17 protein-coding genes and 1 pseudogene are annotated in these 23074 nt (G+C 72.4%); 3 read left to right on the plus strand and 15 right to left on the minus strand.

The features are described 5' to 3' along the window. Positions 1 to 262 precede the first annotated feature (262 nt). The 9 genes from OHB41_RS12770 to pyrG form a co-directional block, all read right to left on the minus strand. Entirely contained in the window at positions 263 to 1369 is a 1107-nt protein-coding gene (locus OHB41_RS12770; protein WP_266698088.1) for a pseudouridine synthase, read from the minus strand. Then, positions 1369 to 2034 (minus strand): SMC-Scp complex subunit ScpB, encoded by a 666-nt coding sequence (scpB, locus tag OHB41_RS12775; RefSeq protein ID WP_266698089.1) that lies wholly within the window; start codon positions 2032 to 2034, stop codon positions 1369 to 1371. Before scpB ends, OHB41_RS12770 begins: the two co-directional genes overlap by 1 nt. Then, positions 2031 to 3314 (minus strand): segregation and condensation protein A, encoded by a 1284-nt coding sequence (locus tag OHB41_RS12780; RefSeq protein WP_266698090.1) that lies wholly within the window; start codon positions 3312 to 3314, stop codon positions 2031 to 2033. Before OHB41_RS12780 ends, scpB begins: the two co-directional genes overlap by 4 nt. Before the next feature lie 18 nt (positions 3315 to 3332). Then, on the minus strand, positions 3333 to 3914 hold the full coding sequence (locus OHB41_RS12785) for a hypothetical protein (protein ID WP_266698091.1): 582 nt from the start codon (positions 3912 to 3914) through the stop codon (positions 3333 to 3335). Then, positions 3899 to 5026 (minus strand): ParA family protein, encoded by a 1128-nt coding sequence (locus tag OHB41_RS12790; RefSeq protein WP_266698092.1) that lies wholly within the window; start codon positions 5024 to 5026, stop codon positions 3899 to 3901. Before OHB41_RS12790 ends, OHB41_RS12785 begins: the two co-directional genes overlap by 16 nt. A gap of 425 nt (positions 5027 to 5451) precedes the next feature. Continuing rightward, positions 5452 to 6576 carry an alanine dehydrogenase gene (gene ald, locus OHB41_RS12795; protein WP_266698093.1) on the minus strand — a complete coding sequence of 375 codons (1125 nt, stop codon included), beginning with the start codon at positions 6574 to 6576 and terminating at the stop codon, positions 5452 to 5454. 163 nt (positions 6577 to 6739) lie between these two features. After that, positions 6740 to 8821, minus strand: a complete 2082-nt coding sequence (locus OHB41_RS12800) for a tetratricopeptide repeat protein (protein ID WP_266698094.1) — start codon at positions 8819 to 8821, stop codon at positions 6740 to 6742. A gap of 237 nt (positions 8822 to 9058) precedes the next feature. Continuing rightward, the gene (locus OHB41_RS12805; RefSeq protein ID WP_266698095.1) at positions 9059 to 9685 is read right to left on the minus strand and encodes an NUDIX domain-containing protein; all 627 of its coding nucleotides are present in this window, start codon (positions 9683 to 9685) and stop codon (positions 9059 to 9061) included. Positions 9686 to 9795: 110 nt separating this feature from the next. Then, entirely contained in the window at positions 9796 to 11463 is a 1668-nt protein-coding gene (gene pyrG / locus OHB41_RS12810; RefSeq protein ID WP_266698096.1) for a CTP synthase, read from the minus strand. 496 nt (positions 11464 to 11959) lie between these two features. Here pyrG and OHB41_RS12815 point away from each other — a divergent pair, with 496 nt between their 5' ends. Then, positions 11960 to 13762 (plus strand): glycoside hydrolase family 15 protein, encoded by a 1803-nt coding sequence (locus OHB41_RS12815; RefSeq protein WP_194280903.1) that lies wholly within the window; start codon positions 11960 to 11962, stop codon positions 13760 to 13762. A gap of 213 nt (positions 13763 to 13975) precedes the next feature. Then, positions 13976 to 15616: a PucR family transcriptional regulator gene (locus OHB41_RS12820; protein ID WP_266698097.1), complete on the plus strand. Its 1641-nt coding sequence runs from the start codon at positions 13976 to 13978 to the stop codon at positions 15614 to 15616. A gap of 24 nt (positions 15617 to 15640) precedes the next feature. Here the strand turns inward: OHB41_RS12820 and OHB41_RS12825 are convergent, their stop codons facing one another. The 6 genes and pseudogenes from OHB41_RS12825 to OHB41_RS12850 all read right to left on the minus strand — a co-directional run bounded on the left by OHB41_RS12825 (position 15641) and on the right by OHB41_RS12850 (position 22541). After that, positions 15641 to 16777 (minus strand): glycosyltransferase family 4 protein, encoded by a 1137-nt coding sequence (locus OHB41_RS12825; protein WP_266698098.1) that lies wholly within the window; start codon positions 16775 to 16777, stop codon positions 15641 to 15643. 344 nt (positions 16778 to 17121) lie between these two features. Further along, a pseudogene (locus OHB41_RS12830) lies at positions 17122 to 17853 on the minus strand (hypothetical protein); the annotation flags it as partial. Positions 17854 to 18283: 430 nt separating this feature from the next. Next, on the minus strand, positions 18284 to 20002 hold the full coding sequence (gene recN, locus OHB41_RS12835) for a DNA repair protein RecN (protein WP_266705831.1): 1719 nt from the start codon (positions 20000 to 20002) through the stop codon (positions 18284 to 18286). A 448-nt stretch (positions 20003 to 20450) separates the two neighbouring features. Then, the gene (locus OHB41_RS12840) at positions 20451 to 21356 is read right to left on the minus strand and encodes an NAD kinase (RefSeq protein ID WP_153291379.1); all 906 of its coding nucleotides are present in this window, start codon (positions 21354 to 21356) and stop codon (positions 20451 to 20453) included. Then, positions 21353 to 22168 (minus strand): TlyA family RNA methyltransferase, encoded by an 816-nt coding sequence (locus OHB41_RS12845; protein ID WP_266698100.1) that lies wholly within the window; start codon positions 22166 to 22168, stop codon positions 21353 to 21355. Before OHB41_RS12845 ends, OHB41_RS12840 begins: the two co-directional genes overlap by 4 nt. Positions 22169 to 22223: 55 nt before the next feature. Next, on the minus strand, positions 22224 to 22541 hold the full coding sequence (locus OHB41_RS12850) for a hypothetical protein (protein WP_266698101.1): 318 nt from the start codon (positions 22539 to 22541) through the stop codon (positions 22224 to 22226). A 42-nt stretch (positions 22542 to 22583) separates the two neighbouring features. On the opposite strand from OHB41_RS12850, the gene OHB41_RS12855 reads away from it, so the two are divergent. Beyond that, positions 22584 to 22931, plus strand: a complete 348-nt coding sequence (locus OHB41_RS12855; protein WP_266698102.1) for an alkyl sulfatase C-terminal domain-containing protein — start codon at positions 22584 to 22586, stop codon at positions 22929 to 22931. Positions 22932 to 23074 lie beyond the last annotated feature (143 nt).

Here is a 23074-nt window from a genome sequence, read left to right on the forward strand (position 1 = left end):
CGGGCGCACGACGGCCCGAGCCGGGCGCACGACGGCGCGCGTCCGTGATGGAGCCGCTGCGGCTCCTGGCGCCCTGCTGACGGCCCGTGGAGCCGGGAGGCGGGAAAGAGTGCCCGTGCACCGCTCCAGGGCCGTCAGGGCCTCCCCAGGCGTGGAAGCACCCCGGCCGCGGGCGGAAACGCGTCGGCCGGCCCCGGGGCACTCCCGGGACCGGCCGAAACGACGGGGTCGCGAACGAAGGGTGTCGCGAGCGACGGACGCTCTAGAGGTCGACCTCGTTCATGAGCATGCCGACCTCGGTGTTCGACAGTCGGCGCAGCCAGCCCGACTTCTGGTCGCCGAGGGTGATCGGGCCGAAGGCGACGCGTACGAGCTTGTCCACCGGGAAGCCGGCCTCGGCGAGCATGCGGCGCACGATGTGCTTGCGGCCCTCGTGGAGGGTCACCTCGACCAGGTAGTTCTTGCCGGTCTGCTCGACGACACGGAAGTGGTCCGCCTTCGCGTACCCGTCCTCCAGCTGGATGCCGTCCTTGAGCCGCTTGCCCAGGTCACGAGGGATCGGGCCCACGATGTGCGCGAGGTAGACCTTCTTCACGCCGTACTTCGGGTGGGTCAGCCGGTGCGCCAGCTCGCCGTGGTTGGTGAGCAGGATGACGCCCTCGGTCTCGGTGTCGAGCCGCCCGACGTGGAAGAGCCGCGTCTCGCGGTTCGTCACGTAGTCCCCGAGGCACTGCCGGCCCTCGGTGTCCTCCATGGTGGAGACGACACCGGCGGGCTTGTTCAGCGAGAAGAACTGGTACGACTGCGTGGCGACGGTCAGACCGTCGACGCGGATCTCGTCCTTCTCGGGGTCGACGCGCAGCCCCTGTTCCATGACGATCTCGCCGTTGACCTCGACCCGGGCCTGCTCGACGAGCTCCTCACAGGCACGCCGGGAGCCGTAGCCCGCGCGCGCCAGCACCTTCTGCAGACGCTCGCCCTCCTGCTCGGCGCCCGGGAAGGTCTTGGGCACCTTGACGTCGGGCTTGCCCGCGTACCGGTCCCGGTTGCGCTCCTCGGCCCGCGTCTCGTACTCACGGGAGCGCGCGGGCTCCGTACGGCCGCCGCGCTGCTGGCCCTGCTTCGGGCCGCCCTTGGCGCCGCCGCGGGCCGCGTTGCCGCGCCCGGACTTCGGGCCCTCCTTGGAGGCGCCGGGACCCACGTCGTAGCGGCGCTCCTCGGGACGGGGCTTGCTCTCGCGCTTCGGCTTGTCGTCGCGCCCTGCCCCGGCCTTCGGCCGTCCGGCGCCCCCGCCGTCTCCGCGGTAGTTGCCGCGCCCGCCGCTGTTCCTACCGCTACCGCTACCGCTACCGCTGCCGCTGCTTCGCATCAAAGTTCCGTCTGGTCGTCTGCGTCGTCGTCTGTCCCCGGAGCGTCAGGAGCATCCGGGTCGAACGACGGAACGCCTTCCTGCGTCTCGGCCTCGATCGCGTCCGCTTCCGGAAGGAAGGGTGCGAGCTCCGGGAGCTCGTCCAGACCGCGCAGGCCCATTCGCTCCAGGAAGTAGTTCGTCGTCGTGTACAGGATCGCACCTGTTTCGGGTTCCGTGCCCGCCTCCTCGACCAGACCGCGCTGCAGGAGGGTGCGCATCACCCCGTCACAGTTCACTCCGCGGACCGCCGAGACCCTGGAACGGCTGACCGGCTGGCGGTACGCGACGACCGCCAGGGTCTCCAGCGCGGCCTGGGTGAGCCGGGCCTGCTGGCCGTCCAGGACGAAGCGTTCCACGGCCGCCGCGTACGCGGGCCGCGAGTAGAAGCGCCAGCCGCCGGCGATGAGCCGCAGCTCGAAGCCCCGGCCCTGGACGGTGTACTCGTCGGCCAGCTCCCGCAGCGCGTCCCTGACCTGTCGCTTCGGCCGCTCCAGGATCTTCGCGAGGTGCTCCTCGGTCGCGGGTTCGTCCACGACCATGAGGACGGCCTCCAGGGCGGGCCGGAGATCGAGGTCGGCGACGGTGTCCCGGCCCGCCGGGATCCCGCTGGTCTGCTCGCTCACGCCTTCTCCTTCCTGGCGTCTTCCTTCGCCGTCTCGGGCGGCCGGTCGAACTCGTCCGTCACCCTGGGCTCCTCGGCGCTGTCCCCACCCGTCCAGCGCACCACCAGGTCCCCCAGCGCCTCCTCCTGGTCGAGGGCGACCGCCTTCTCCCGGTAGAGCTCGAGCAGGGCCAGGAAACGGGCCACGACGGTGAGGGTGTCGGCGGTGTCCGCGACGAGGTCACGGAAGCTGGCTTCCCCGCGTTCGCGCAGGAGCGCCACCACGATCTCCGCCTGTTCCCGCACGCTGACCAGCGGAGCATGGATGTGGTCGACGTACACCTGCGGCTTGGGCCTGGGCTGCATCGCCTTCACGGCGAGCCGGGCGAATCCCTCCGCCCCGATGCTGATGACGACCTCGGGCAGCAGTTCGGCGTGGTGGGGTTCGAGACCGACGGTACGGGGATAACGGCGGGCCTCCTCGTCGAGGCGGGCGTTGAAGATGTCCGCGATCCGTTTGTACGCGCGGTACTGCAGCAGCCGGGCGAACAGGAGGTCCCGGGCCTCCAGCAGGGCCAGGTCGGCCTCGTCCTCGACCTCGGCGGCAGGCAGCAGCCGCGCGGCCTTGAGGTCGAGCAGGGTCGCCGCGACGACCAGGAACTCGGTCGTCTGGTCAAGGTCCCAGTCCGGCCCCATCCCCCTGATGTGCGCCATGAACTCGTCGGTCACCCGCGACAGCGCCACTTCCGTGACGTCCATCTTGTGCTTCGAGATCAACTGCAGCAGCAGGTCGAAAGGCCCCTCGAAGTTGGCCAACCGCACTTTGAAGACCCCGTCACCGTCACCGGCTTCGGCTTCGGCTTCGGCTTCGGCTTCGGCTTCGGCTTCGGCTTCGGCTTCGGCGAGAATCCCCGAATCGGCGGCGGTGACGGCTTCCGGGTCCGCGGCGAACCGCGTCCCGGCGGGGCGCTCCGGCCCGCCGGGGGTTCCGTGCTCGGCGGACGTCCCGGATGTGACCGAGATCTCGGCTCCGGCTCCGGCTTCCGGGCTGTCGGGAGCGGGAGGAGAGTCCCGAGCGGGAGAGGACCCGGGGTCGGGACGCGCCGTCGGACCGGTCGTTGGTTCGGGCTCCGCGGGAATCGCCGGCTCGGCGGACTCCTCGGCGGCTTCGTCGGCCGGTTCCCCGGCGGGCGGTGCGGCCGGCGGTGCGGCGGGAGCCGGACCGGCCCCCGGTCCTCGGCCGAGCACACGTCGGCGACCGGCGGAGCCGGCGGCGGGGACGGGGGCGTCGTTCGAGGTCATAGCCGTCGCAGGCTACCGCTACCGCCCGCGGAGCCGTCGTACGAGAATGCTCGCGTCCCCACGGGATTCGAGATCGGCGAGCACGACCGCGACCGCCTCACGCACGATCCGCCCGCGGTCGACCGCGAGCCCGTGCTCCCCGCGCAGCACCAGACGGGCGTGTTCGAGGTCCATGAGCTCCTCGGCGGACACGTACACCGTGATCTTCTCGTCGTGCCGCTCCCGCCCGCTGGGCCGCCGGTTGGCGGCACGCTGACGCTTGCGGGACTGCTGCTGGGCGGCAGCGGAGCCGCCGGCAGAACCTTCCTGCGTCGCCTGGCGTCGCGCCGAGCGCTCCGGAGCCGTACCCCTGCTGCGCGACTCCCCCGCGTCGGCGTCGGAGTCGGCCGCGACGTGTTCGTCGCCCTCGCCGTCGCCGCCTTGGACGGGCACCGCGTGCGGCGCGTCCTCCGCCGCGGCGGCCGGGTCGCTCTCGCCGGCCGGAGCCGGCACCCGGGCCTCACCGTTGGCCCGGCGAGTGGGACTGGAGGCCTGGAGCGCCATGCCCCCGGTGGTGCGGAACAGTTCGTCGGCCCCCGGCAGACTCACTCGGCGTGACACCGGGCGAGCACCTCCCTGGCGAGCTGGCGATAGGCGGCGGCACCGACGGAGTTGGAGGCGTACGTGGTGATCGGCTCACCGGCGACGGTGGTCTCCGGGAAGCGGACGGTCCGGCCGATCACGGTGTGGTAGACGTGATCGTCGAAGGCCTCGACCACTCGCGCGAGCACCTCACGGCTGTGCACCGTACGGGAGTCGTACATGGTCGCGAGGATGCCGTCGAGCTCCAGCTCGGGGTTGAGCCGCTCCTGGACCTTCTCGATGGTCTCGGTGAGCAGCGCGACACCACGCAGCGCGAAGAACTCGCACTCGAGCGGCACGATCACCTTGTGCGCCGCCGTCAGGGCGTTGACGGTGAGCAGGCCCAGCGAGGGCTGACAGTCGATCACGATGTAGTCGTAGTCGGCCATCAGCGGCTTCAGGGCGCGCTGCAGCGTGGACTCGCGCGCGACCTCGGAGACCAGCTGCACCTCGGCGGCGGACAGGTCGATGTTGCTGGGCAGCAGGTCCATGTTCGGGACCGCCGTCTTCAGGAGCACCTCGTCGGCCGCCATGCCCCGCTCCATGAGCAGGTTGTAGACGGTGAGGTCGAGCTCCATCGGGTTGACGCCGAGACCGACCGAGAGCGCGCCCTGCGGGTCGAAGTCGACGAGCAGGACCCGGCGTCCGTACTCCGCGAGCGCGGCACCCAGGTTGATGGTCGACGTCGTCTTGCCGACGCCGCCCTTCTGGTTGCACATCGCGATGATCTTCGCGGGGCCGTGGTCGGTCAGCGGGCCAGGGATCGGGAAGTACGGCAGCGGGCGTCCGGTCGGGCCGACGCGCTCACGGCGCTGGCGGGCCGCGTCGGGCGCGAGCGTGGCCGCGTACTCCGGATCGGGCTCGTACTCGGCATCGGGGTCGTAGAAGTGCCCCTCGGGCAGTTCGTCGTAGTCGGCGAAGTGGGTGCGGTTCTCGCCACTTCCGTTGCCGGCCATGGCGTTCACGTGATGGCCATCCATGCTCGGGTGTGCAGTCTGAGTCATCCGGGGACTCTGATGGGCTGCGAAGGTTCGGACAGCGACGGAGCCGACAGCCTCGAGCCCCGTGGGGCCGTGGCCCCGCGTCGGCATTCCTGGTTGACCACCCCCGGGAGTAAATGTCGACTCATTCACAAGTCGTCTTACCTCCTTGGTGACCAGGAAACTTCTCGATAGGTCAGCGTGGCACCATGCCGACGGTTGGCGACTCTATGGCGTGTCACCGCTCCGCAGCAACACAATCCGCCGGACCCGACCCGATGTGTCGGCAACCGAACACCCCTCTGTCAAGGGCGTAAGGCCGTCGCACAGCAGGTTTCACCGGTGTGCGAATCGGTCGAAGAGTTACGTTCGTGGCGAGTTGAACGAGTGTCGCAAAGTGACCCGACACACATCCGGCCGGACCTTGCTGGGCAAGGTCCGGCCGGATGCGGGACGTTGACGACCTGTGTTGACGTATCGCCTTTTGCTCGGCGGCCGGTCCGCGACCGCGCGTCGGCGGGCCGGCCGGGCGCGGGTCAGCCGAGCAGGGACTCCAGCGCCACGTGCTCCAGACCGTGCGCCTCGGCGACCTCGCGGTAAACGACCTTGCCCTCATGCGTGTTGAGGCCCTTGGCCAGCGCGGGGTCGCGGCGCAGGGCCTCGGCCCAGCCGCGGTTGGCGAGCTCCACGATGTACGGCAGCGTCGCGTTGGTCAGCGCGTACGTCGAGGTGTTCGGCACGGCGCCGGGCATGTTGGCGACGCAGTAGAAGACCGAGTTGTGGACCGGGAAGGTCGGCTCGGCGTGCGTGGTCGGACGCGAGTCCTCGAAACAGCCGCCCTGGTCGATCGCGATGTCGACAAGGACACTTCCCGGCTTCATCCGCGACACGAGTTCGTTGGTGACCAGCTTGGGGGCCTTGGCACCCGGGATCAGGACGGCGCCGATGACGAGGTCGGCCTCGAGGCAGGCCTTCTCCAGCTCGAAGGCGTTGGAGACGACGGTCTGGATCTTCGTGCCGAAGATCTTGTCCGCCTCCTTGAGCTTGTTGATGTCGCGGTCGAGCAGGGTCACCTGGAAGCCCATGCCGATGGCGATCTGCGCGGCGTTCCAGCCGGAGACGCCGCCGCCGATGACGACGGCCTTGGCGGGCAGCACGCCGGGAACGCCGCCCGGCAGCACCCCGCGGCCCCCGTTGGCGCGCATCAGCTGGTAGGCGCCGACCTGCGGGGCGAGCCGGCCCGCGACCTCGGACATCGGGGCGAGCAGGGGCAGGGCGCGGTTGGGCAGCTCGACCGTTTCGTACGCGATGGCCGTGGTGCCGGACTCCAGGAGCGCGTCCGTGCACTCCTTGGAGGCGGCCAGGTGGAGGTAGGTGAAGAGCGTCTGGTCCTTGCGGAGGCGGTGGTACTCCTCCGCGATGGGCTCCTTGACCTTCAGCAGCAGGTCGGCCGTGGCCCACACCTCGTCGGCGGTGGCGAGGATCTGCGCACCGGCGGAGACGTACTCGACGTCCGTGATCGAGGAGCCGACACCGGCGTTCTGCTCGACGAAGACCTGGTGGCCGTGGCGCACCAGCTCGTGGACGCCGGCCGGGGTGATGGCCACCCGGAACTCGTTGTTCTTGACCTCGCGGGGGATACCGACCTTCACGTCGATCACGGTCCTTGACTCAGAGGGTTCTGGGGCTATGCACGGCCGGGGCGACGCAAGCCGGGGCAATGCATGTCATACCCGGATGCACGGGCGCGCCGGGAGACACCACGAAAGAACGCAGCGGAGCCAGTCTAATGAAGGGATTCTCTCTGTCTAGCCTTTCAATGCATCAATCTTCTGCGGATGTACTGCGGATTTCGCAGGCGTTAGCGCCCTGTTCCATGGCCATCGCGCCCTCCGGTAGCTCATCACCCAGCATGCGCTCGGCCGCGCCGCGGTGCAGCCGGGCCGCGGCGGGGTCGCCGAGCCGGTCCAGGGTGTCGGCGAGCCTGAGCTGCAGCGCGGCCTGCAGCCGCAGGTCCTCCGCGCGGCGGGCCCACTCGACGGCGTCCTGGCAGGTGCGCAGCGACTCCTCCGGCCGCCCCGCGTACTCCTGCACCCGCGCCAGCTCGCTCAACGCCCGTGCCTGGGCCGCCACATCGCCGTTCCTGCGGTGTCCGGTGACGGCGGCGCGCCAGTTGCGCAGCGCCTCGCCGTAGCGGCCCGCGTAGGTGTGCGCGGTGGCGATCCGGCCGTAGAGCCGGGCGGCGTCCAGCCGCTCGTCGCGTGCCAGGCGCTGGGCGAGCGCCCGGCCGTACCAGTCGGCGGCCCGGTCGAAGTCCCCGAGCTCCAGGTGGGCGCCGCCTACGGATTCCATCGCCCGGCCGGTCGCGTACGGGTCGTTCGCCTCGCGCGCGGCGTCGAGCGCGGCCCGGTAGCGGGCCAGGGCCGCCGCCGTGCGGCCGGTGCGTTCGTCCAGGTCGGCCAGGTTCAGCAGGGCCGCGGCCCGCTCCCGTGGCAGCCTGCGGCGCTCGGCGACGTCGAGGACGAGCCGGTGGATGCCGTAGAGCTCGGGGGCCGCGGCCCGGGTGCCGAAGTGGACCACCAGCGCCCGCACCAGCGCGGCCATCAGGCGGCGGGCCAGGGTGTCCAGCTCGCCGTCGGCGACCGCGAGCCGGGCGGCGGCCAGCAGCGCGGGCTGCCGGATGCGCAGCCAGTCCTCGGCCGCCCTGGGGTTCGGGAAGCGCAGCGCGCGGGGCATTCCGGCGAGCTTCTCGCGGGCCGGCGAGCTGTCGGTCTCGGTGATCGCGCGGCAGGACACCAGCAGCCGCACGGTCCGCTCCAGCATCCGGGCGCGGGCCAGCTGCAGCTCGGCCGGGCGGTCCTCGCTCTCGGTGAGGGCGCGCAGCAGCGGCAGCAGGAAGCCGGGGACCTCGTACTGCGGCAGCGGCGACTCGACGGGCCGCAGGAGCCCGAGCGCGGCGAAGTCGTCCAGCGTGCTGCGGGCGGCGTCGACCGAGCAGCCGGCGAGCGCGGACGCGGTGTGCGGGTCGACGAGCCCGGCCGGCGCGAGCGAGAGCAGTCGCAGGGTCCGCGCGGCGGCGGCGGGCAGCCCGGCGTACGTGAGCCGGAAGATCCGCGCGGACGGCGAGCCCTCCTCGCCGTCCGCGCGCAGCTGCTTGGCGAGGTCGGCGACGGCCGAGGTGGGGCGGGCCGCGAGCCAGCCGCCCGCCAGCACCAGGGCGCTGGGCTGGCCCGCGCACTCCTCGACCAGCCCCTCGGCGGCGAGCGGGTCGACGGTGATGCGGACCGAGCCCGCGAAGCGCTCCAGGAGTTCCAGCGCGGACTTGGTGTCGAGGCCGCCCAGGGTGCAGGGGCGGACGTCCGCGATGCCGGTCAGCGGCCCTCCGGAGACGGCGACCACCAGGCACTCGGGGGTGTCGGGCAGCAGGACGTCGACCTGCTCGGCGTCGGCCGCGTCGTCGAGCAGGAGCACGGCGCGGCGGGTGGCGAGGGCGTCGCGCACCGCCGCGCTCAGGTCCTCGGCGCCGGCCCCGGGCGGCGCGGGCAGTTCCAGGGCCGTGAGAAGGTCCCGCGCGGTGCGCTCGGTGGGCACCGGGGTGCCGTCGGGTTCGGCGAGCCGGGCCCGCAGCACCGCGTCCGGGTAACTCTCGGCGACCTGCCGGACGAGTTCCTCGGCGAGCGCGGTGCGGCCCGAGCCGGGCTTGCCGGCGATCAGCAGAACCCGTGCGCGAGGGGCTTTGCGGCCCGCGAGGGTGTCCAGTCCGGCGCGTTCGATGTCGGCCCGGAGTTCCTTCAACTCTCTTGTACGGCCGAGGAACTGACCCTTGGTAGGAGCGGACCCGGCAGCCGGTCGCTGCCCTGCCGACGACACTTTCGCGCCGTCCGTGTCCACCGCCTGATCTGTCACGGGCCACACTCCCGTCCCACTGCACGCGCAAGCCCGCCGGGACTCCGGTTCGGGCGTTTCCAGAGCCTAGTTCACGCTCTGCGACGAACCGTGCGGAGCACGGCGGAGAGATCCCCCGATCGGATCAGCCGATCGTAGGACCGGATGGGTGCGCTGTGGGACACCGGAGGAGCCCGGAGGGCGCCGAGGACACCGGAGAGCCCCGGAGGCGGTGTCCAGGGCGCCGCGGCGGGCCTGTCAGGCCTCGAAGGGACGCGCCGGCCAGGGCGCCTCGGCCGGACGCAGCGCGTCGAGTCCGTCCCCGGCGCGCGCGGCGAGCAGGGAGAGGACGCCGACCACGAGGCAGTTGTTGTGCAGGTCGCCGTCGAGGACCCCGCGGACGAGTTCGTCGACGGGGACCCGCGCCAGCTCCATGTCGGCCTCCTCGTCCTCGACCTCGAAGCGCTCCCCCACCGCCTCGGAGAGGTCCCGGGCGAGGAAGACGCGCACGGCCTCGGAACAGCCGCCGGGGGTGGTGTACACGTCGGTCAGCACGCGCCAGTTCTCGGCCTTGACGTGCGCCTCCTCGTACAGCTCGCGCTGGGCGGCGTGCAGCGGGTTCTCGCCGGGGACGTCGAGCAGGCCGGCCGGGATCTCCCAGAGCTTCTGGCGCACGGGGTGGCGGTACTGGCGCAGCACCAGCACCCTGTCCTGCTCGTCGAGGGCGACGACGGCGACGGAACCGGGATGGACCTGGTAGTCGCGCCGGGCGACCGACCCGTCGGGCATGACCACGTCGTCGGTACGGACGGAGGTCTTGTTGCCGACGAAGGGGGTCGCGGTGGCCCTGACCTCCCACTCCTCGGCGGTGTCCTTGATCGTCATGCCCTGTCCTCCCACACGTGCAAAAGAAACCGGTCCCGGTGACGAAAACGACCGAAACCGGGGTGCGTGCCCCGCAAGGCACACACCCCGGCCACCGTACAACCCTGGTGCTAGTTGCCCGTCTTGCGCTGCACCGCGGCCTTCACCAGGCCGGCGAAGAGCGGGTGCGGGCGGGTCGGACGGGAGCGCAGCTCGGGGTGCGCCTGGGTCGCGACCAGGTAGGGGTGCACCTCGCGGGGGTACTCGACGTACTCCACGAGCTTGCCGTCGGGGGAGGTGCCGGAGAACTGCAGACCGGCTTTCTGCTCCAGCTCGCCGCGGTAGGCGTTGTTCACCTCGTAGCGGTGCCGGTGGCGCTCCTCGACGTACTCCTTGCCGTCGTACACCTCCCGCGCGATGGAGCCCTCGGCGAGCTTGGCCGGGTACATGCCCAGGCGCATCGTCCCGCCCATGTCACCCTCGCCGGCCACGATGTCGAGCTGCTCGGCCATGGTGGAGATGACGGGGTGCGCGGTGGCGGAGTCGAACTCGGTGGAATTGGCGTCCGGGATGCCGGCCAGGTTGCGGGCGGCCTCGATCACGATGCACTGCAGGCCGAGGCAGAGACCGAGCAGCGGGATCCGGTTCTCGCGGGCGTACTGGATCGCTCCGACCTTGCCCGACACACCGCGGTCCCCGAAGCCGCCGGGGATGCAGATCGCGTCGACGTCACCGAGCTGCTTCGCCGCGCCGGCGGGGGTCTTGCAGTCGTCCGAGGTGACCCACTTGATCTTCACGCGGGCCTTGTTGGCGAAGCCGCCGGCGCGCAGGGCCTCGGTGACCGAGAGGTAGGCGTCGGGCAGGTCGATGTACTTGCCGACCAGCGCCATGTTGATCTCGTGCTCGGGGTTGTGCACGCGGTCGAGCAGGTCGTCCCAGGTCGTCCAGTCCACGTCACGGAACGGCAGGTCGAGCTTGCGGACGACGTACGCGTCCAGGCCCTCGGTGTGCAGGACCTTCGGGATGTCGTAGATCGACTTGGCGTCGATGGCCGCGACCACGGCCGCCTCGTCCACGTCGCACATCAGCGAGATCTTGCGCTTGATCGCGGTCGGCACCTCGCGGTCGGCGCGCAGCACGATCGCGTCGGGCTGGATACCGATGTTGCGCAGCGCCGCGACCGAGTGTTGGGTCGGCTTCGTCTTCAGCTCCCCGGACGGGCCGATGTACGGGAGGAGCGAGATGTGCACGACGAACACGTTGTCGCGGCCGACCTCGTGACGGACCTGGCGGACGGTCTCCAGGAACGGCAGCGACTCGATGTCGCCGACCGTGCCGCCGACCTCGGTGATCACGACGTCCACGTCGTCGGTGGCCATGCGGCGGATGCGGTGCTTGATCTCGTTGGTGATGTGCGGGATCACCTGGACCGTGTCGCCCAGGTACTCGCCGCGCCGCTCCTTGGCGATGACCGTCGAGTACACCTGTCCTGTAGTGACATTGGCGGAGCCGTCCAAGTCGACGTCGAGGAAGCGCTCGTAGTGTCCGATGTCCAGGTCGGTCTCGGCGCCGTCGTTGGTGACGAACACCTCACCGTGCTGGAACGGGTTCATGGTGCCGGGGTCGACGTTCAGATACGGGTCGAGCTTCTGCATGGTGACCCGCAGCCCGCGCGCCTTGAGCAGCGCGCCCAGGCTGGAGGCGGTCAGACCCTTGCCGAGGGAGGAGGCGACACCCCCGGTGACGAAGATGTGCTTGGTCGTCGTGGCAGTGCTGTTTCGGAAAGCAGCGGGCGGCATGGCCAAGAGGGGGCTCCCGTGGTCGCGGTCTGGGGTGCGTACCGGCGTGGTTTCCGAGAATTCTTCGGAGGTGCCGTCGCTGCGGTTCGGGGGTTTCTTGCCCACCGGTCCACGGGCTACCAGGGTATCAGCGACCCGGCGAGGCCGCTTCCGGCCACGCTCCGCACACACGTCGACACGAACCCCGCACGCCACTCACTCGATCAGCCCACCCGGGATACCGGGAGCGGCACGCGGATCTTCCACGTGCGTCGTATCCTGCTCGGACACTCGCTGCCGAGCCCGGCCGACACACGGCACCATCCCCGCCCGTATCCCGGAACAACGAGGGCTCGTCAGTTCGTTTCGCAACGACAATCGGACCAATAATTGACGTTCCGCAGCGACGCTTTACCAACGTTCTTACATTCAACCTTCTAACGTTTTGAACGTTCCCTTGACCGCAGAGCGACCGCCCCTCGTGGGGGGCGACGTGGCCGTTCGACTGGAGATGCACGTGGCCGGGCGCATCGAGGACTACGCACTCATCGGAGACATGCAGACCGCAGCGCTGGTCTGCCGGGACGGCACAGTGGACTGGCTGTGCCTGCCCCGCTTCGACTCCCATGCCATCTTCGCGGGACTGCTCGGCACGGAGGAACACGGATTCTGGCGGCTCGGCCCGGCCCACGCGGCCGACGCCGAACCGCCGACGGCGGCACGCCGCTCGTACCGCGGCGACTCGCTGATCCTCGAATCCGAGTGGGACACCCCCCGCGGCACGGTCCGCGTGACCGATTTCATGCCACCGCGTGACGGCGCGCCGCAGCTCATCCGCATCGTGGAAGGCGTCACGGGCCGCGTCCCGATGCGCTCCGCGCTGCGGATGCGGTTCAGCTACGGGCGGGTGGTGCCCTGGGTGCACAAGCACGAGGGACGCACGGTCGCCGTGGCCGGACCGGACTCGGTCTGGTTCGACACCCCCTGCGAGACCTACGGCAAGGCGTTGACCACGTACGCCGACTTCACGGTGGCACCGGGTGACCGGATCGCGTTCACCATCTCGTGGGAGCCCTCGCACAAGCAGCCCCCCGCGCTGCCCGAGCCCGAGCAGGCCCTGGAGGCCACCGAGGAGTTCTGGCGCGACTGGGTCGACCAGTGCACGTACCACGGCCCCTACCGCGAGGCCGTCGTCCGCTCGCTGATCACCCTCAAGGCCCTCACGTACGCGCCCACGGGCGGCATCGTCGCGGCGCCCACCACCTCCCTGCCGGAGGAGATCGGTGGCGTACGCAACTGGGACTACCGCTACACCTGGCTGCGCGACGCCGCGATCACCCTCTCCTCCCTGCTGCGCACCGGCTACCGCGAGGAGGCCCGGGCCTGGCGCGAGTGGCTGCTGCGCGCGGTCGCGGGCGACCCGGAGAACCTCCAGATCATGTACGGCATCGCGGGCGAACGGGAGTTGGGCGAGGCGGAACTCGACTGGCTTCCCGGATACGAGAATTCGGGCCCGGTCCGGGTCGGCAACGGCGCCGCGCACCAGCTCCAGCTGGATGTGTACGGAGAGGTCACCGAGGCCCTGCACCTGGCCCACATGACCGGTCTGTCCCGCAACGACTACGCCTCGCTGCTCCAGTTGAAGCTGATCCGCTATCTGGAGGACCACTGGGACCAGCCGGACGAGGGCATCTGGGAGGTCCGCGGCCCGCGCCGGCACTTCGTGCACTCCAAGGTGATGGCCTGGGTCGCCGTCGACCGCACCATCAAGCTCATCGAGTCGGGCGACGCGGACGGCCCGCTGGAGAAGTGGCGCGAACTGCGCGACGACATCCACCGGGACGTGTGCGAGAAGGGCTACGACAAGGAGCGCAACACGTTCACGCAGTCGTACGGCTCCAGGGAGCTGGACGCCTCGCTGCTCCTGATCCCGCAGATGGGCTTCCTGCCGCCCGACGACAAGCGCGTGATCGGCACCATCGAGGCGATCCAGCGCGAGCTGTCCACCTCCGACGGCTTCATCCTGCGCTACCCGACCTCCGGCGAGGACGCGGGCGTGGACGGGCTGGAGGGCGACGAGGGTGCCTTCCTCGCGTGCTCGTTCTGGATGGCGGACGACCTGGCGATGATCGGCCGGGTCGACGAGGCCCGCAAGCTCTTCGAGCGGCTGCTGGCGCTCCGCAACGACCTGGGTCTGCTGGCCGAGGAGTGGGACCCGCGCCTGCAGCGCCAGGTGGGCAACTTCCCGCAGGCCTTCAGCCACGTGCCGCTGATCGACACGGCACTGAGGCTGACAGCCAGCGGGGCGTACGGCGGCTAGCAGGTCGACGGCCACATACGACGACGCGACATACGACGACGCGACGTCCGGCGGCCGCCGGACAGTGGCCGCCGTGGGCGCTCCGCGAGGTGCGCGGACCGTGGGTCACGGACGGAGCACGGACGGTGCGGCGCGGGCCTCGGCCCGGCCGGCGCCCGGCGGCCCCGGCCTCGGAGGTGCCCGCGCACGGGGTGCACGGGTAGCGTCCGCAGCATGGACAGCCGTACGGACAGCAGCTTCGACACCCAGGGCGCCGGAATCACCGTGCAGCGGGCGCTGGAGCTGCCCGGGCTGCGCAGCGGACTGCCGGAGATCCTCGCGGGAGCCGACCGGCTGCAGCGCACCGTGCGCTGGGTGCACGCGGGCGAGGTCCCGAACATCGCCTCACTGCTCAAGGGCGGCGAACTGCTCCTGACCACGGGCTACGGCCTCGGCACCCGCCCGGCCGACCAGCGGGCCTTCGTCCGGACACTGGCCGAGCGCGGCATCGCGGCGCTCGTCGTCGAACTCGGCCCGCGTTTCGCACGGCTGCCCGCGGCCCTCGTCGAGACGGCCCGCTCGGCCGGCCTCCCCCTCGTCCAGCTCCACCGGGAAGTGCCCTTCGTCGCGGTCACGGAGGAGATCCACACCGAGATCGTCAACGGCCACTACGCGCTGCTCCAGCAGGCCGAGGAGGTGCACCGGCGCTGCACCGAGGCCCTTCTCGGCGGCGGCGGTGTCCCCCAGGTCCTGCGCATCCTGGCCGACTTCAGCGGCAACCCGGTCTTCCTGGAGACCGCGGACGGACAGCTCCTGTACGCCGCCGGGTCCGGCTCCGCGGGCGCCGATCCGCTCCAGGTGTGGGAGGGTCTGCGCGGCCAGCACAAGGAACAGCCGCCCGCCGGCACGACGCTCGTGGACGTGCCCGGCGGCGGCCCCGGTACCGGCGCGGTACGGGCCCGGCTGGTCCTGCTGCCGGTGGGCGCCCCGATCACCCCCGTGCACCGGATCGCGGCGGAGCGGGCCGCCGGCATCCTGGCCGTCGTCCTGATGCAGGCCCGCCAGGAGGAGGAGCTCGCCGCGCGCGGGCGCGGCGACTTCCTGACCGACCTCGCGGAGGGCCGTATCCAGGCGGAGGACGCTCCCGCCCAGGCCCGGGTGCTCGGTTTCAAGCCGGGCAGGAGCCCGCTCCTGCCCGTCGTGATGCGGCTCGCCGACGGTCTGTCCCCCGGCGGAGGCTGGGCGGTCCTGGCCCGGGCCGTCGCGGAGGAACTGGCTTCGGTGGGGGTACCGGTCCTGCTCGGCGTACGGCCCGTCGAGGGCCGTGTCCCGCTCCTGCTCGGCCTGCGTTCGGAGTCCGAGCGCCAGGCGGTCGCCGACCGGGTGGCGCTGGCGCTGCGGGCGGGCGTGGAGCGCGCGGGGATGCAGCGGCCCGGTGCGCTGCCACCGGTGGTGGTGGTCGGCGTCGCGGGCGGCTGGGCAGCCGCCTCGGCGGGTCTGCGGCACGCGGCGGAGACGGCGACCGCCGCGCAGGGCCTGTCGGACCGCCCCTGGTACGACGCCCGCCGCCTCGACATCGACCTGCTCCTCTGGCGTCTGCGCGACCACCCGGACCTGGCGGCCTTCGTGGACCGCGCCATCGGCCCCCTCCGCGACCACGACCACCGCTCCAGGCCTCCGCTGCTGCCCACCCTGGAGACGTACCTGGCGCACGCGGGCCGCAAGGCGGAGACGGCCCGCGAGCTGCATCTCAACCGGCAGACCCTCTACAACCGCCTTGCCAGGATCGGGGAGTTGCTGGGCACGGACCTGGACGACCCGCAGACGGTACTGGCGTTGAGCCTGGCACTGCGCGCACGAAGGCATGTTTCCTGATCCCCACGCAGGGGCGGGCACGGCCTAGACGAGGGGCCAGGCCTGGGTCAACTCGTCGTAGACACTGAGCACTTGCTCCACCGTCTCGTCCTCGGTCGGCCAGCCGGCGGCCTGCCGCACTCCCCTTTCGCTGAGTTGCTCCCGGCGCACCGGATCACCGAGAAGGCGCACCACGGCCTCAGCGAGCGCCTGCGCGTCCGCGTACGGGACGAGCTCGGCGGCGTCACCGACCAGTTCGGGGATGCCGCCGACCGCGGTCGCCACCAGCGGGACGCCCGCGTGCAGGGCCTCCTGGGCGAGGACGGAACGGGATTCCCAGCCGCTCGGCAGCAGCGCGAGATCGGCCGCGGGCAGCAGCTCGGAGACGTCCTCGCGCCGGCCGAGCAGCCTGACGGGCAGTTCCTCGTCCTCGACACGTCCCTGGAGGACGGTCCGCAGCGGACCCTCGCCGGCGATCACGAGGAGCGGCACGGGATCGAGGTCCCGCCACGCGCGCGCGGCGTCCAGCAGGGTGCCGTATCCGCGGTGCCGGTCGAGGGAGCCCACCGCCATGAGCAACGGGCGCTCGGTGGCGCCGAGTTCGGCCCGCGCCTTGTGACGCAGCCGGTCGGGGTCCCCGTACTCGACGGCCTTGCGCGGCGCCGGAATCGCGACGGCGGAGAGCCGGGCGTCCCGGGCCCCGCGGCGGCGGGCGCGATCCACCAGGTCCGAGGAGGTGGCGAGGACGACGGAGGCGGCCCTGGCGACGCGCCGCTCCAGCAGACGCAGCAGATGGGCCCGGGCCCCCTCGGCATGCGAACGGGTGTGCCACGTGACGACGAGTGGGGTGCGCCGCCCGCTGAGCGCGAGCGTGGCCCGCAGCGCGGCGTGCAGCCCGTGCGCGTGCACGAGGTCGGCGTCCGCGCAGGCGATCCGCAGCGCGGCCACGGAGGCGGGGTCACCGCTGCGCGGCACCGGGACGTGCTGGGCGCCCACACCGGTGAATCCGTACGCGCGGTCGGCCTCGGCAGGAGCGCAGACGGTGACCCGCACACCACGGGCGACGAGGCCCGAGGCCAGCGACCGCACATGCGCGCTGCTGCCCGCGCTTCCGCCGCCGAGCACCTGCACGGTGCGCAGCGGCGACTGGCCGTGCGGTGAGTGGCTGCTCACGTGGCTCACGTGGCCGGGGCTCCTGGTTCGGCGTCGGACGGTCACGGAGAAACGTACAGAAAGGTCTGCAGAGGGGGGTGTACCGCACGTCGTGCTCCGCGTACTACGCCAAGGATGCCAGGCCGTACGGGTGTTCCGGGACCGCCATCGGAGCGCGCTGCGCGGCACACCGGCCGACTCGACCACACCTGTCACCCACACGGGTGAGCAGTCCCCTGCCCTCAGGCCGGGTCGGCGGGGCTCGGCGGGCCTTCGTGGGGCCCGTGGGGGCCGGGGGCCAAGGGGCGGAGGTGCTGGGGGGCGCGGGAGGCCCGGGCGGGCGCGGAGGGCCGGGCCGGGCGCGGGTGCCGTCCGGCTCGCGCCGCCGCGCTGACCCGCTCCCCGCACACCGTCGCGGCCACCAGCGCCACGGCGTGGGCGAGAAGTCCGGCCCGCCCGTTGCCCGCGACGACGGCGGTACCCAGTGCGGCGCCGAGCGCGTGGGCCCCGGTGTCGCCGATCATCACGCGCTCGCCGAGATCGTCGGGGAGGACGGCGGCCGCGGCTCCCGTCGCGGCGGCGGCGAGCCGCCCGGCGTGCCCGCCCCGCAGCAGTCCGGGCGCCCCCAGCGCCAGCACCGCGCCCGCGGCCCGCCCGGGGCGCACATCCACGAGGTTGACGAAGTGCGCGCTCCCGGCGATCACCACTCCCGCGAGCAGCCGGTCCAGGGGCCGCTCCTTCAGCAGCGCCCCCGCCATCAGCCCCGCGGCCGAGATCCCGAACAACTTGACGGCGCCACTGGTGACTTCGCCGCCCCGCAGCGCCCCGAGATGCGCCCGGAACCCACGCCGCGGGTCACCGGCCCCGGCGATGTCGTCGTACGCGCCGCACGCACCGGCCGCCAGGACGGCGAATCCGGCTCCGCGGTGGGCCAGGCCGGCTCCGAGCGCCGCCCCCACGACCACCGCGGGACCCGCGTACAGCTCGACGGTGCGGCCGGCGTGGTTCTCGCGTTCCCAGCGACCGGGACCGCCCGGGGGCTTGGCCCGCAGCGCGGCGAGAAGGGTGCGGGTGGTCGCGGCGGCGGTACCGAACACAGTGATCATGCAGGCCACTCCAGGGGCCCGCGGAGCGGGCCCGGGACGGGGCGCGAGGCGCCGAGAGGGACGGGCGGGGAACTGGCGCGGAGCCACAAGGGCGGAGCGGCTCTCCGCGGACCGCGCGGAGTGACGCCCACGGCGCGACACGGCCGAGGCCCACGAAACGGCCGTGCGGGCCGCGGGGCCGGAGCCTGGTGGTTTCGCGGAGAGGGCGGTGCGCGCCCGGGCACGGGGGGCCGGAGCGGGGCCGGGGCGCGGAGCCCGGCCGAGGTGCGGGGCCAGAACCCGACCAAGGCGCGGGGCCAGGACCCGACCGGGACACGGAGCCCGGAGCCCGACCGGGGCGCGGGGCGTGCGGCGCGGGCGGGCAGAGCCCACCGCATCGCGAAGCGGCGGCGCGCGGCGCGCCGCGAGAGCGCGTGCCACCGCCGGACGGCTACGCGTCGGCCCGCGCGGTGGCCAGCAACTCCTCCGCATGGGCCCGAGCGGTCTGCGAGTCCTCCTGGCCCGCCAGCATCCGGGACAGCTCCCGGATGCGGTCCTCCCCCTCCAGCACCTTCACCCCGGACCGGGTCACGGACCCGTCGTTCGTCTTCTCGACCAGCAACTGCCGGTCCGCGAACGCGGCCACCTGCGGAAGGTGCGTCACCACGACCACCTGCGCGCTCCTGGCGAGCCGCGCCAGCCGCCGCCCGATCTCCACCGCGGCCTTGCCGCCGACCCCCGCGTCGACCTCGTCGAAGAGATACGTCGGTACGGGATCGGTCCCCGCGAACACCGCTTCCACCGCGAGCATCACCCGCGAGAGTTCACCGCCGGACGCCCCCTTGGCGATGGGCCGCGGCGGAGCGCCGGGGTGCGGCGCGAGCAGCAGCTCGACCTCGTCGACGCCCGCGGGCCCGTACGCGACCGTGCGCCCGTCGAGTTCCACGCCCTCGGGGTCGTCGGTCTGCCGGATCTCGAACGACACGCGCGCGTGCGGCATGGCGAGTGAGGCCAGTTCGGCGGTCACGGCTGCGGCGAACCGTTCCGCGGCCTCCGTCCGGGCGTCCGTCAACGCCTGTGCCAGCCCGCCCAGTTCGGCTCGCAGCGCGTCCCGCTCGGCGGTCAGTTCGTCGATCCGTTCGTCGTCGCCGTCGAGTTCGAGGAGCCGCGCGGCGCCCTGCTCCGCATAGGCCAGTACGGCGTCGACGTCCTCGCCGTACTTCCGGGTGAGCTGGGTGAGCGCGGCCCGGCGCTCCTCGACCGCCGCCAGCCGCAGCGGATCGGCGTCGAGGTCGTCGGCGTACCCGGCCAGTTCACCCGCCACGTCGCGCAGCAGGATGTTGATCTCCCCGATCCGTCCGGACAGGCCGCCGAGCGCGGAGTCGTGCGCGCGGACGGCCTCCAGGGCCCGGTGGGCACCCGCGACGAGGGTCGCCGCGTCGATGCCCTCGGGGTCCTCGGGATTGCCCGCGAGCGCCGCGTGCGCGGCGGTGGCGGCCGAGGCCAGCGCCTCCGCGTGTCCGAGCCGCTCGGCCTCCGCCGACAGCTCCGCGTCCTCGCCCGAGCGCGGCTCCACCGCGGCGATCTCGTCGAGTCCGAAGCGCAGCATGTCGGCTTCCTGGGCCCGCTCACGCGCGCGGGTGGTGATCTCGTCCAGCTCGGTCGTGATCGCCCGCAGCCGGCGGTAGGCACCGGCGTACTTGGCGAGCGGTGCGGCGACCGCGTCCCCGGCGTACCGGTCGAGTGCCTGCCGCTGCCGGGACAGTTTGAGCAGCCCCTGCTGATCGGTCTGTCCGTGCACGGCGACCAGCTCGTCGGCGAGTTCGGCCAGCACGCCCACGGGTACCGAGCGGCCGCCGATGTGCGCCCGCGAGCGCCCTTCCGCCGAGACGGTGCGGCTGATCAGCAGCGCGCCGTCGTCGAGTTCGGCTCCCGCCTCCTCGGCCCGCAGGATCGCCGTTCCTCCCGTGGGTACGGCGATCCGGCCCTCGACGACGGCGCTCTTGGCGCCGATCCGTACGAGGGCGGGGTCCGCGCGCCCGCCGAGCAGCAGCCCGAGGCTGGTGACCACCATCGTCTTGCCCGCACCGGTCTCACCCGTCACGGCGGTGAAGCCGGGCGACAATTCGACGACTGCGTCGTCGATGACTCCGAGCGACCGTATCCGCATCTCCTCCAACACGGACACGACCTTACGAGGTCAGGGACCCGATGTGCGACGGGCCCTGCCCTGCTTGTGCGAAGCCGCAGGTGGCGGGGGTCACCCGGGCACGTGTGTCACCCGCTGGGGTGGGGTTTGCCGATCGTGGCCCCGCGGTGCCCGTCCGGGACCCCGGACGGGCAGCCCGCGCGGCGGGCACCGGCGGGTGTGCCCCGCCGGCTCGCGGGCCTTTCCCGGGCCCAGGGGCCCTCCCCGGCCCTTCCCGGTCCCTCGTGGGTCCGCCCAGACCGTCCTGGGCCTCCCCGGGACTCCGTGGGCCTCCTGACGGGCCGCGGGAACCCGCGTGAAGTTCGCCGCGATCATCCCGGCCGTCGCGATCACCTCGTCCGTCGCGGCGAACCCCCGCCCCGCTCTCCTTCGAGCGCCCGCCGGACGGTCCTGCCGCCCGGCCGGCGGCTCAGTGCGGTGCTCCCCGCCACCCCGCCACCGGCAGCGCGAACTTCGCGACCAGCCGGTCGGTGAACGACGCGTGGTGCAGCCGTGCGAGCCGTACCGGAACGGCTCCGCGCCGTACCTCGACCCGTGCTCCCGGCGGCAGCTCCACCGTGCGCCGCCCGTCGCACCACAGCACGCCGGGCGGAATGTGCGGCAACACCTCCACCGCGAGCACGGAGTCGGGCGAGGTCACCAACGGCTTGGCGAACAGCGCGTGCGCGCTGATCGGCACCATGAGCAGCGCCTCGACCTCCGGCCACACCACGGGCCCGCCCGCGGAGAAGGCGTACGCCGTGGACCCGGTGGGGGTCGCGCAGACGATGCCGTCGCAGCCGAAGCCGGTGACCGGCCGTCCGTCGATCTCCAGGATGACCTCCAGGAGCTTCTCGGCGGAGACCTTCTGCACGGCGGCCTCGTTCAGCGCCCAGTCGGTGTGCACGATGTCGCCGTTGCGGTGCACGACGACGTCAACGGTCATCCGCTCCTCGACCTCGTAGGCCTTGGTGACCACCCGGTCGACGACCTTGTCGAGGTCGTCCCGCTCGGCCTCGGCGAGGAACCCGACGCTGCCGAGGTTGACGCCGAGCATCGGGACGCCGGACGCGCGGGCGAACTCGGCGCCGCGCAGCAGGGTCCCGTCACCGCCGAGCACGATCAGCAGTTCGCACCCGTCGAGGCACTGCGGGGTGGCCTCCCTGACGAGTTCCACCTCGGGCGGCAGCGGCAGGTCCGCCGCCTCCGCCTCCAGGACGCGGACCCCGAGTCCGGAGCGCAGCAGCCCCTGGACGACGAGTTCGGCGCTGCGGATCGCAGCGGGCCGCCCGGTGTGGGCGAGCAGGAAAACAGTACGAGCTCGGGTCTGTGTCAACGCGGCCCCTCCGCCACTGCACGGTCAACGTCGGCCGGGTCGAGTTCGGGTGACCCGGCACGCAGCCACAGAAAGTACTCGACATTGCCCGAGGGCCCGGGCAGCGGGCTGGCGGTCACGCCCTCCACCCCGAGCCCCAGTTCCGCGGCCCGTCCGGCCACTCCGCGCACCGCTTCGGCGCGCAGTTCCGGACTGCGTACGACTCCACCACTGCCCAGTCGTTCCTTCCCCACCTCGAACTGCGGCTTGACCATCATCACCAGGTCGGCGTCGGGCGCCGCGCACCGCACGAGGGCGGGCAGCACCAGTCCGAGCGGGATGAAGGACAGATCCCCGACAACAAGGTCCACGGGCTCCCCATCGATCGCCTCCAACGTCAACTCGCGTACGTTCGTACGGTCCTTGACGGTGACGCGTTCATCGCTCTGCAGAGACCAGGCGAGTTGACCGTAGCCGACGTCGACGGCGACGACATGGGCGGCGCCCGCGCGCAGCAGTACGTCGGTGAAGCCTCCGGTGGACGCTCCGGCGTCCAGTGCGCGCCGTCCCTCGACCCGCAGGCCCCGGGGTACGAAGGCCGCCAGGGCGCCCGCGAGTTTGTGCCCGCCGCGCGAGACGTAGTCGGGGTCGGCGTCGTCCCGGGTGACCACGATCGCGGCCGCGGTCTCCACCTGGGTGGCGGACTTGGTCGCCAGGGTCTTGCCGACGGTGACCCTGCCCGCGGCGATCAGCTGGCCGGCGTGTTCGCGCGAGCGGGCGAGTTTCCGGCGGACCAGCTCGGCGTCGAGGCGGCGGCGTGCCACTCCTGCCACGTTCGGTTCAGCTCCTGCGGTCGTACGGTCATGGAGAGGTGTGACCCGAAGGGTCTCATTGAGGGGCGCCGGTCGGGTGACGGGTGGGAGCCGTGGGTCCCGGGCGGACGTCGAGCGCGGTCAGCGCGTCACGCAGCCCCCGATGCACATCCTCGTACACCTCCAGGTGCCCGTCCGTGGCGAGGTGGTCGGCGTCGCCCAGCCGGTCGAGCTCTGCGTCGACCTCGGCACTCCCCGTGGGGACGCGTTCCACGTCCAGCGGGGCCGGCGCGGCGGGGTCGTACGCGGGTTCGACGGTGTCCCGCGCATCCTCCGCGGGCACCCCGGCCTCGGCCTCCGGCGCGACCCCGGACTCCGGCACTGACTCGTTCATGCCCCGACGCTACCCCGAAGCGCTGCGGTACGGTCGATCACGATGGCGACGACTGAGGAGTGCCGTGCGGCGCTCGACAAGCTCTCGGACAACCTGGCGGGTGCCGAAGGGGACGTACGCAGCGCGGCGGCCCTGGACCGCTCGCTGAGCTGCTGTGTCACCGACCTCGACACCACCTTCGTGGGACGGCTCAAGGACGGCCGGATCGAGGTGCTGGACACCATCCAGGGGCCGCCCCGCGAGAAGGCCCAGATCCGGCTGACCATGAGCGGCGACGACCTGGTCGCGATGGTCAACGGGAATCTGCACTTCGCGAAGGCGTGGGGTTCGGGCCGGGTGAAACTGGAGGCGGGTCTGCTGGACCTGTTCCGGCTCAGGAGCCTTCTTTAGATCCGCAGGGCCGCAGGACCCCGGAGCCGCGGAGCCCCGAAGCCGCGACGCCGCGACGCCGCGACGCCGCGGGGAGCCTGCTCCGCGGCTTCGTAAGCCCTTCCGCGCCTCTCGCCGGTTCGGGAACCCCCGTCCCGGGACCT

This window comes from Streptomyces sp. NBC_01571 (assembly GCF_026339875.1).
GTDB lineage: Bacteria > Actinomycetota > Actinomycetes > Streptomycetales > Streptomycetaceae > Streptomyces.

Excerpts from the sequence above, each read along its gene's own strand:
- OHB41_RS12850 (WP_266698101.1), bottom strand. The coding sequence starts at position 22,541 with ATGAACGAGTCAGTGCCGGAGTCCGGGGTCGCGCCGGAGGCCGAGGCC.
- OHB41_RS12790 (WP_266698092.1), bottom strand. The coding sequence starts at position 5,026 with ATGCCGACGCGGGGCCACGGCCCCACGGGGCTCGAGGCTGTCGGCTCC.
- OHB41_RS12820 (WP_266698097.1), top strand. The coding sequence starts at position 13,976 with ATGGACAGCCGTACGGACAGCAGCTTCGACACCCAGGGCGCCGGAATC.
- OHB41_RS12770 (WP_266698088.1), bottom strand. The coding sequence starts at position 1,369 with ATGCGAAGCAGCGGCAGCGGTAGCGGTAGCGGTAGCGGTAGGAACAGC.
- OHB41_RS12780 (WP_266698090.1), bottom strand. The coding sequence starts at position 3,314 with ATGACCTCGAACGACGCCCCCGTCCCCGCCGCCGGCTCCGCCGGTCGC.
- OHB41_RS12805 (WP_266698095.1), bottom strand. The coding sequence starts at position 9,685 with ATGACGATCAAGGACACCGCCGAGGAGTGGGAGGTCAGGGCCACCGCG.
- pyrG (WP_266698096.1), bottom strand. The coding sequence starts at position 11,463 with ATGCCGCCCGCTGCTTTCCGAAACAGCACTGCCACGACGACCAAGCAC.
- OHB41_RS12855 (WP_266698102.1), top strand. The coding sequence starts at position 22,584 with ATGGCGACGACTGAGGAGTGCCGTGCGGCGCTCGACAAGCTCTCGGAC.
- recN (WP_266705831.1), bottom strand. The coding sequence starts at position 20,002 with ATGCGGATACGGTCGCTCGGAGTCATCGACGACGCAGTCGTCGAATTG.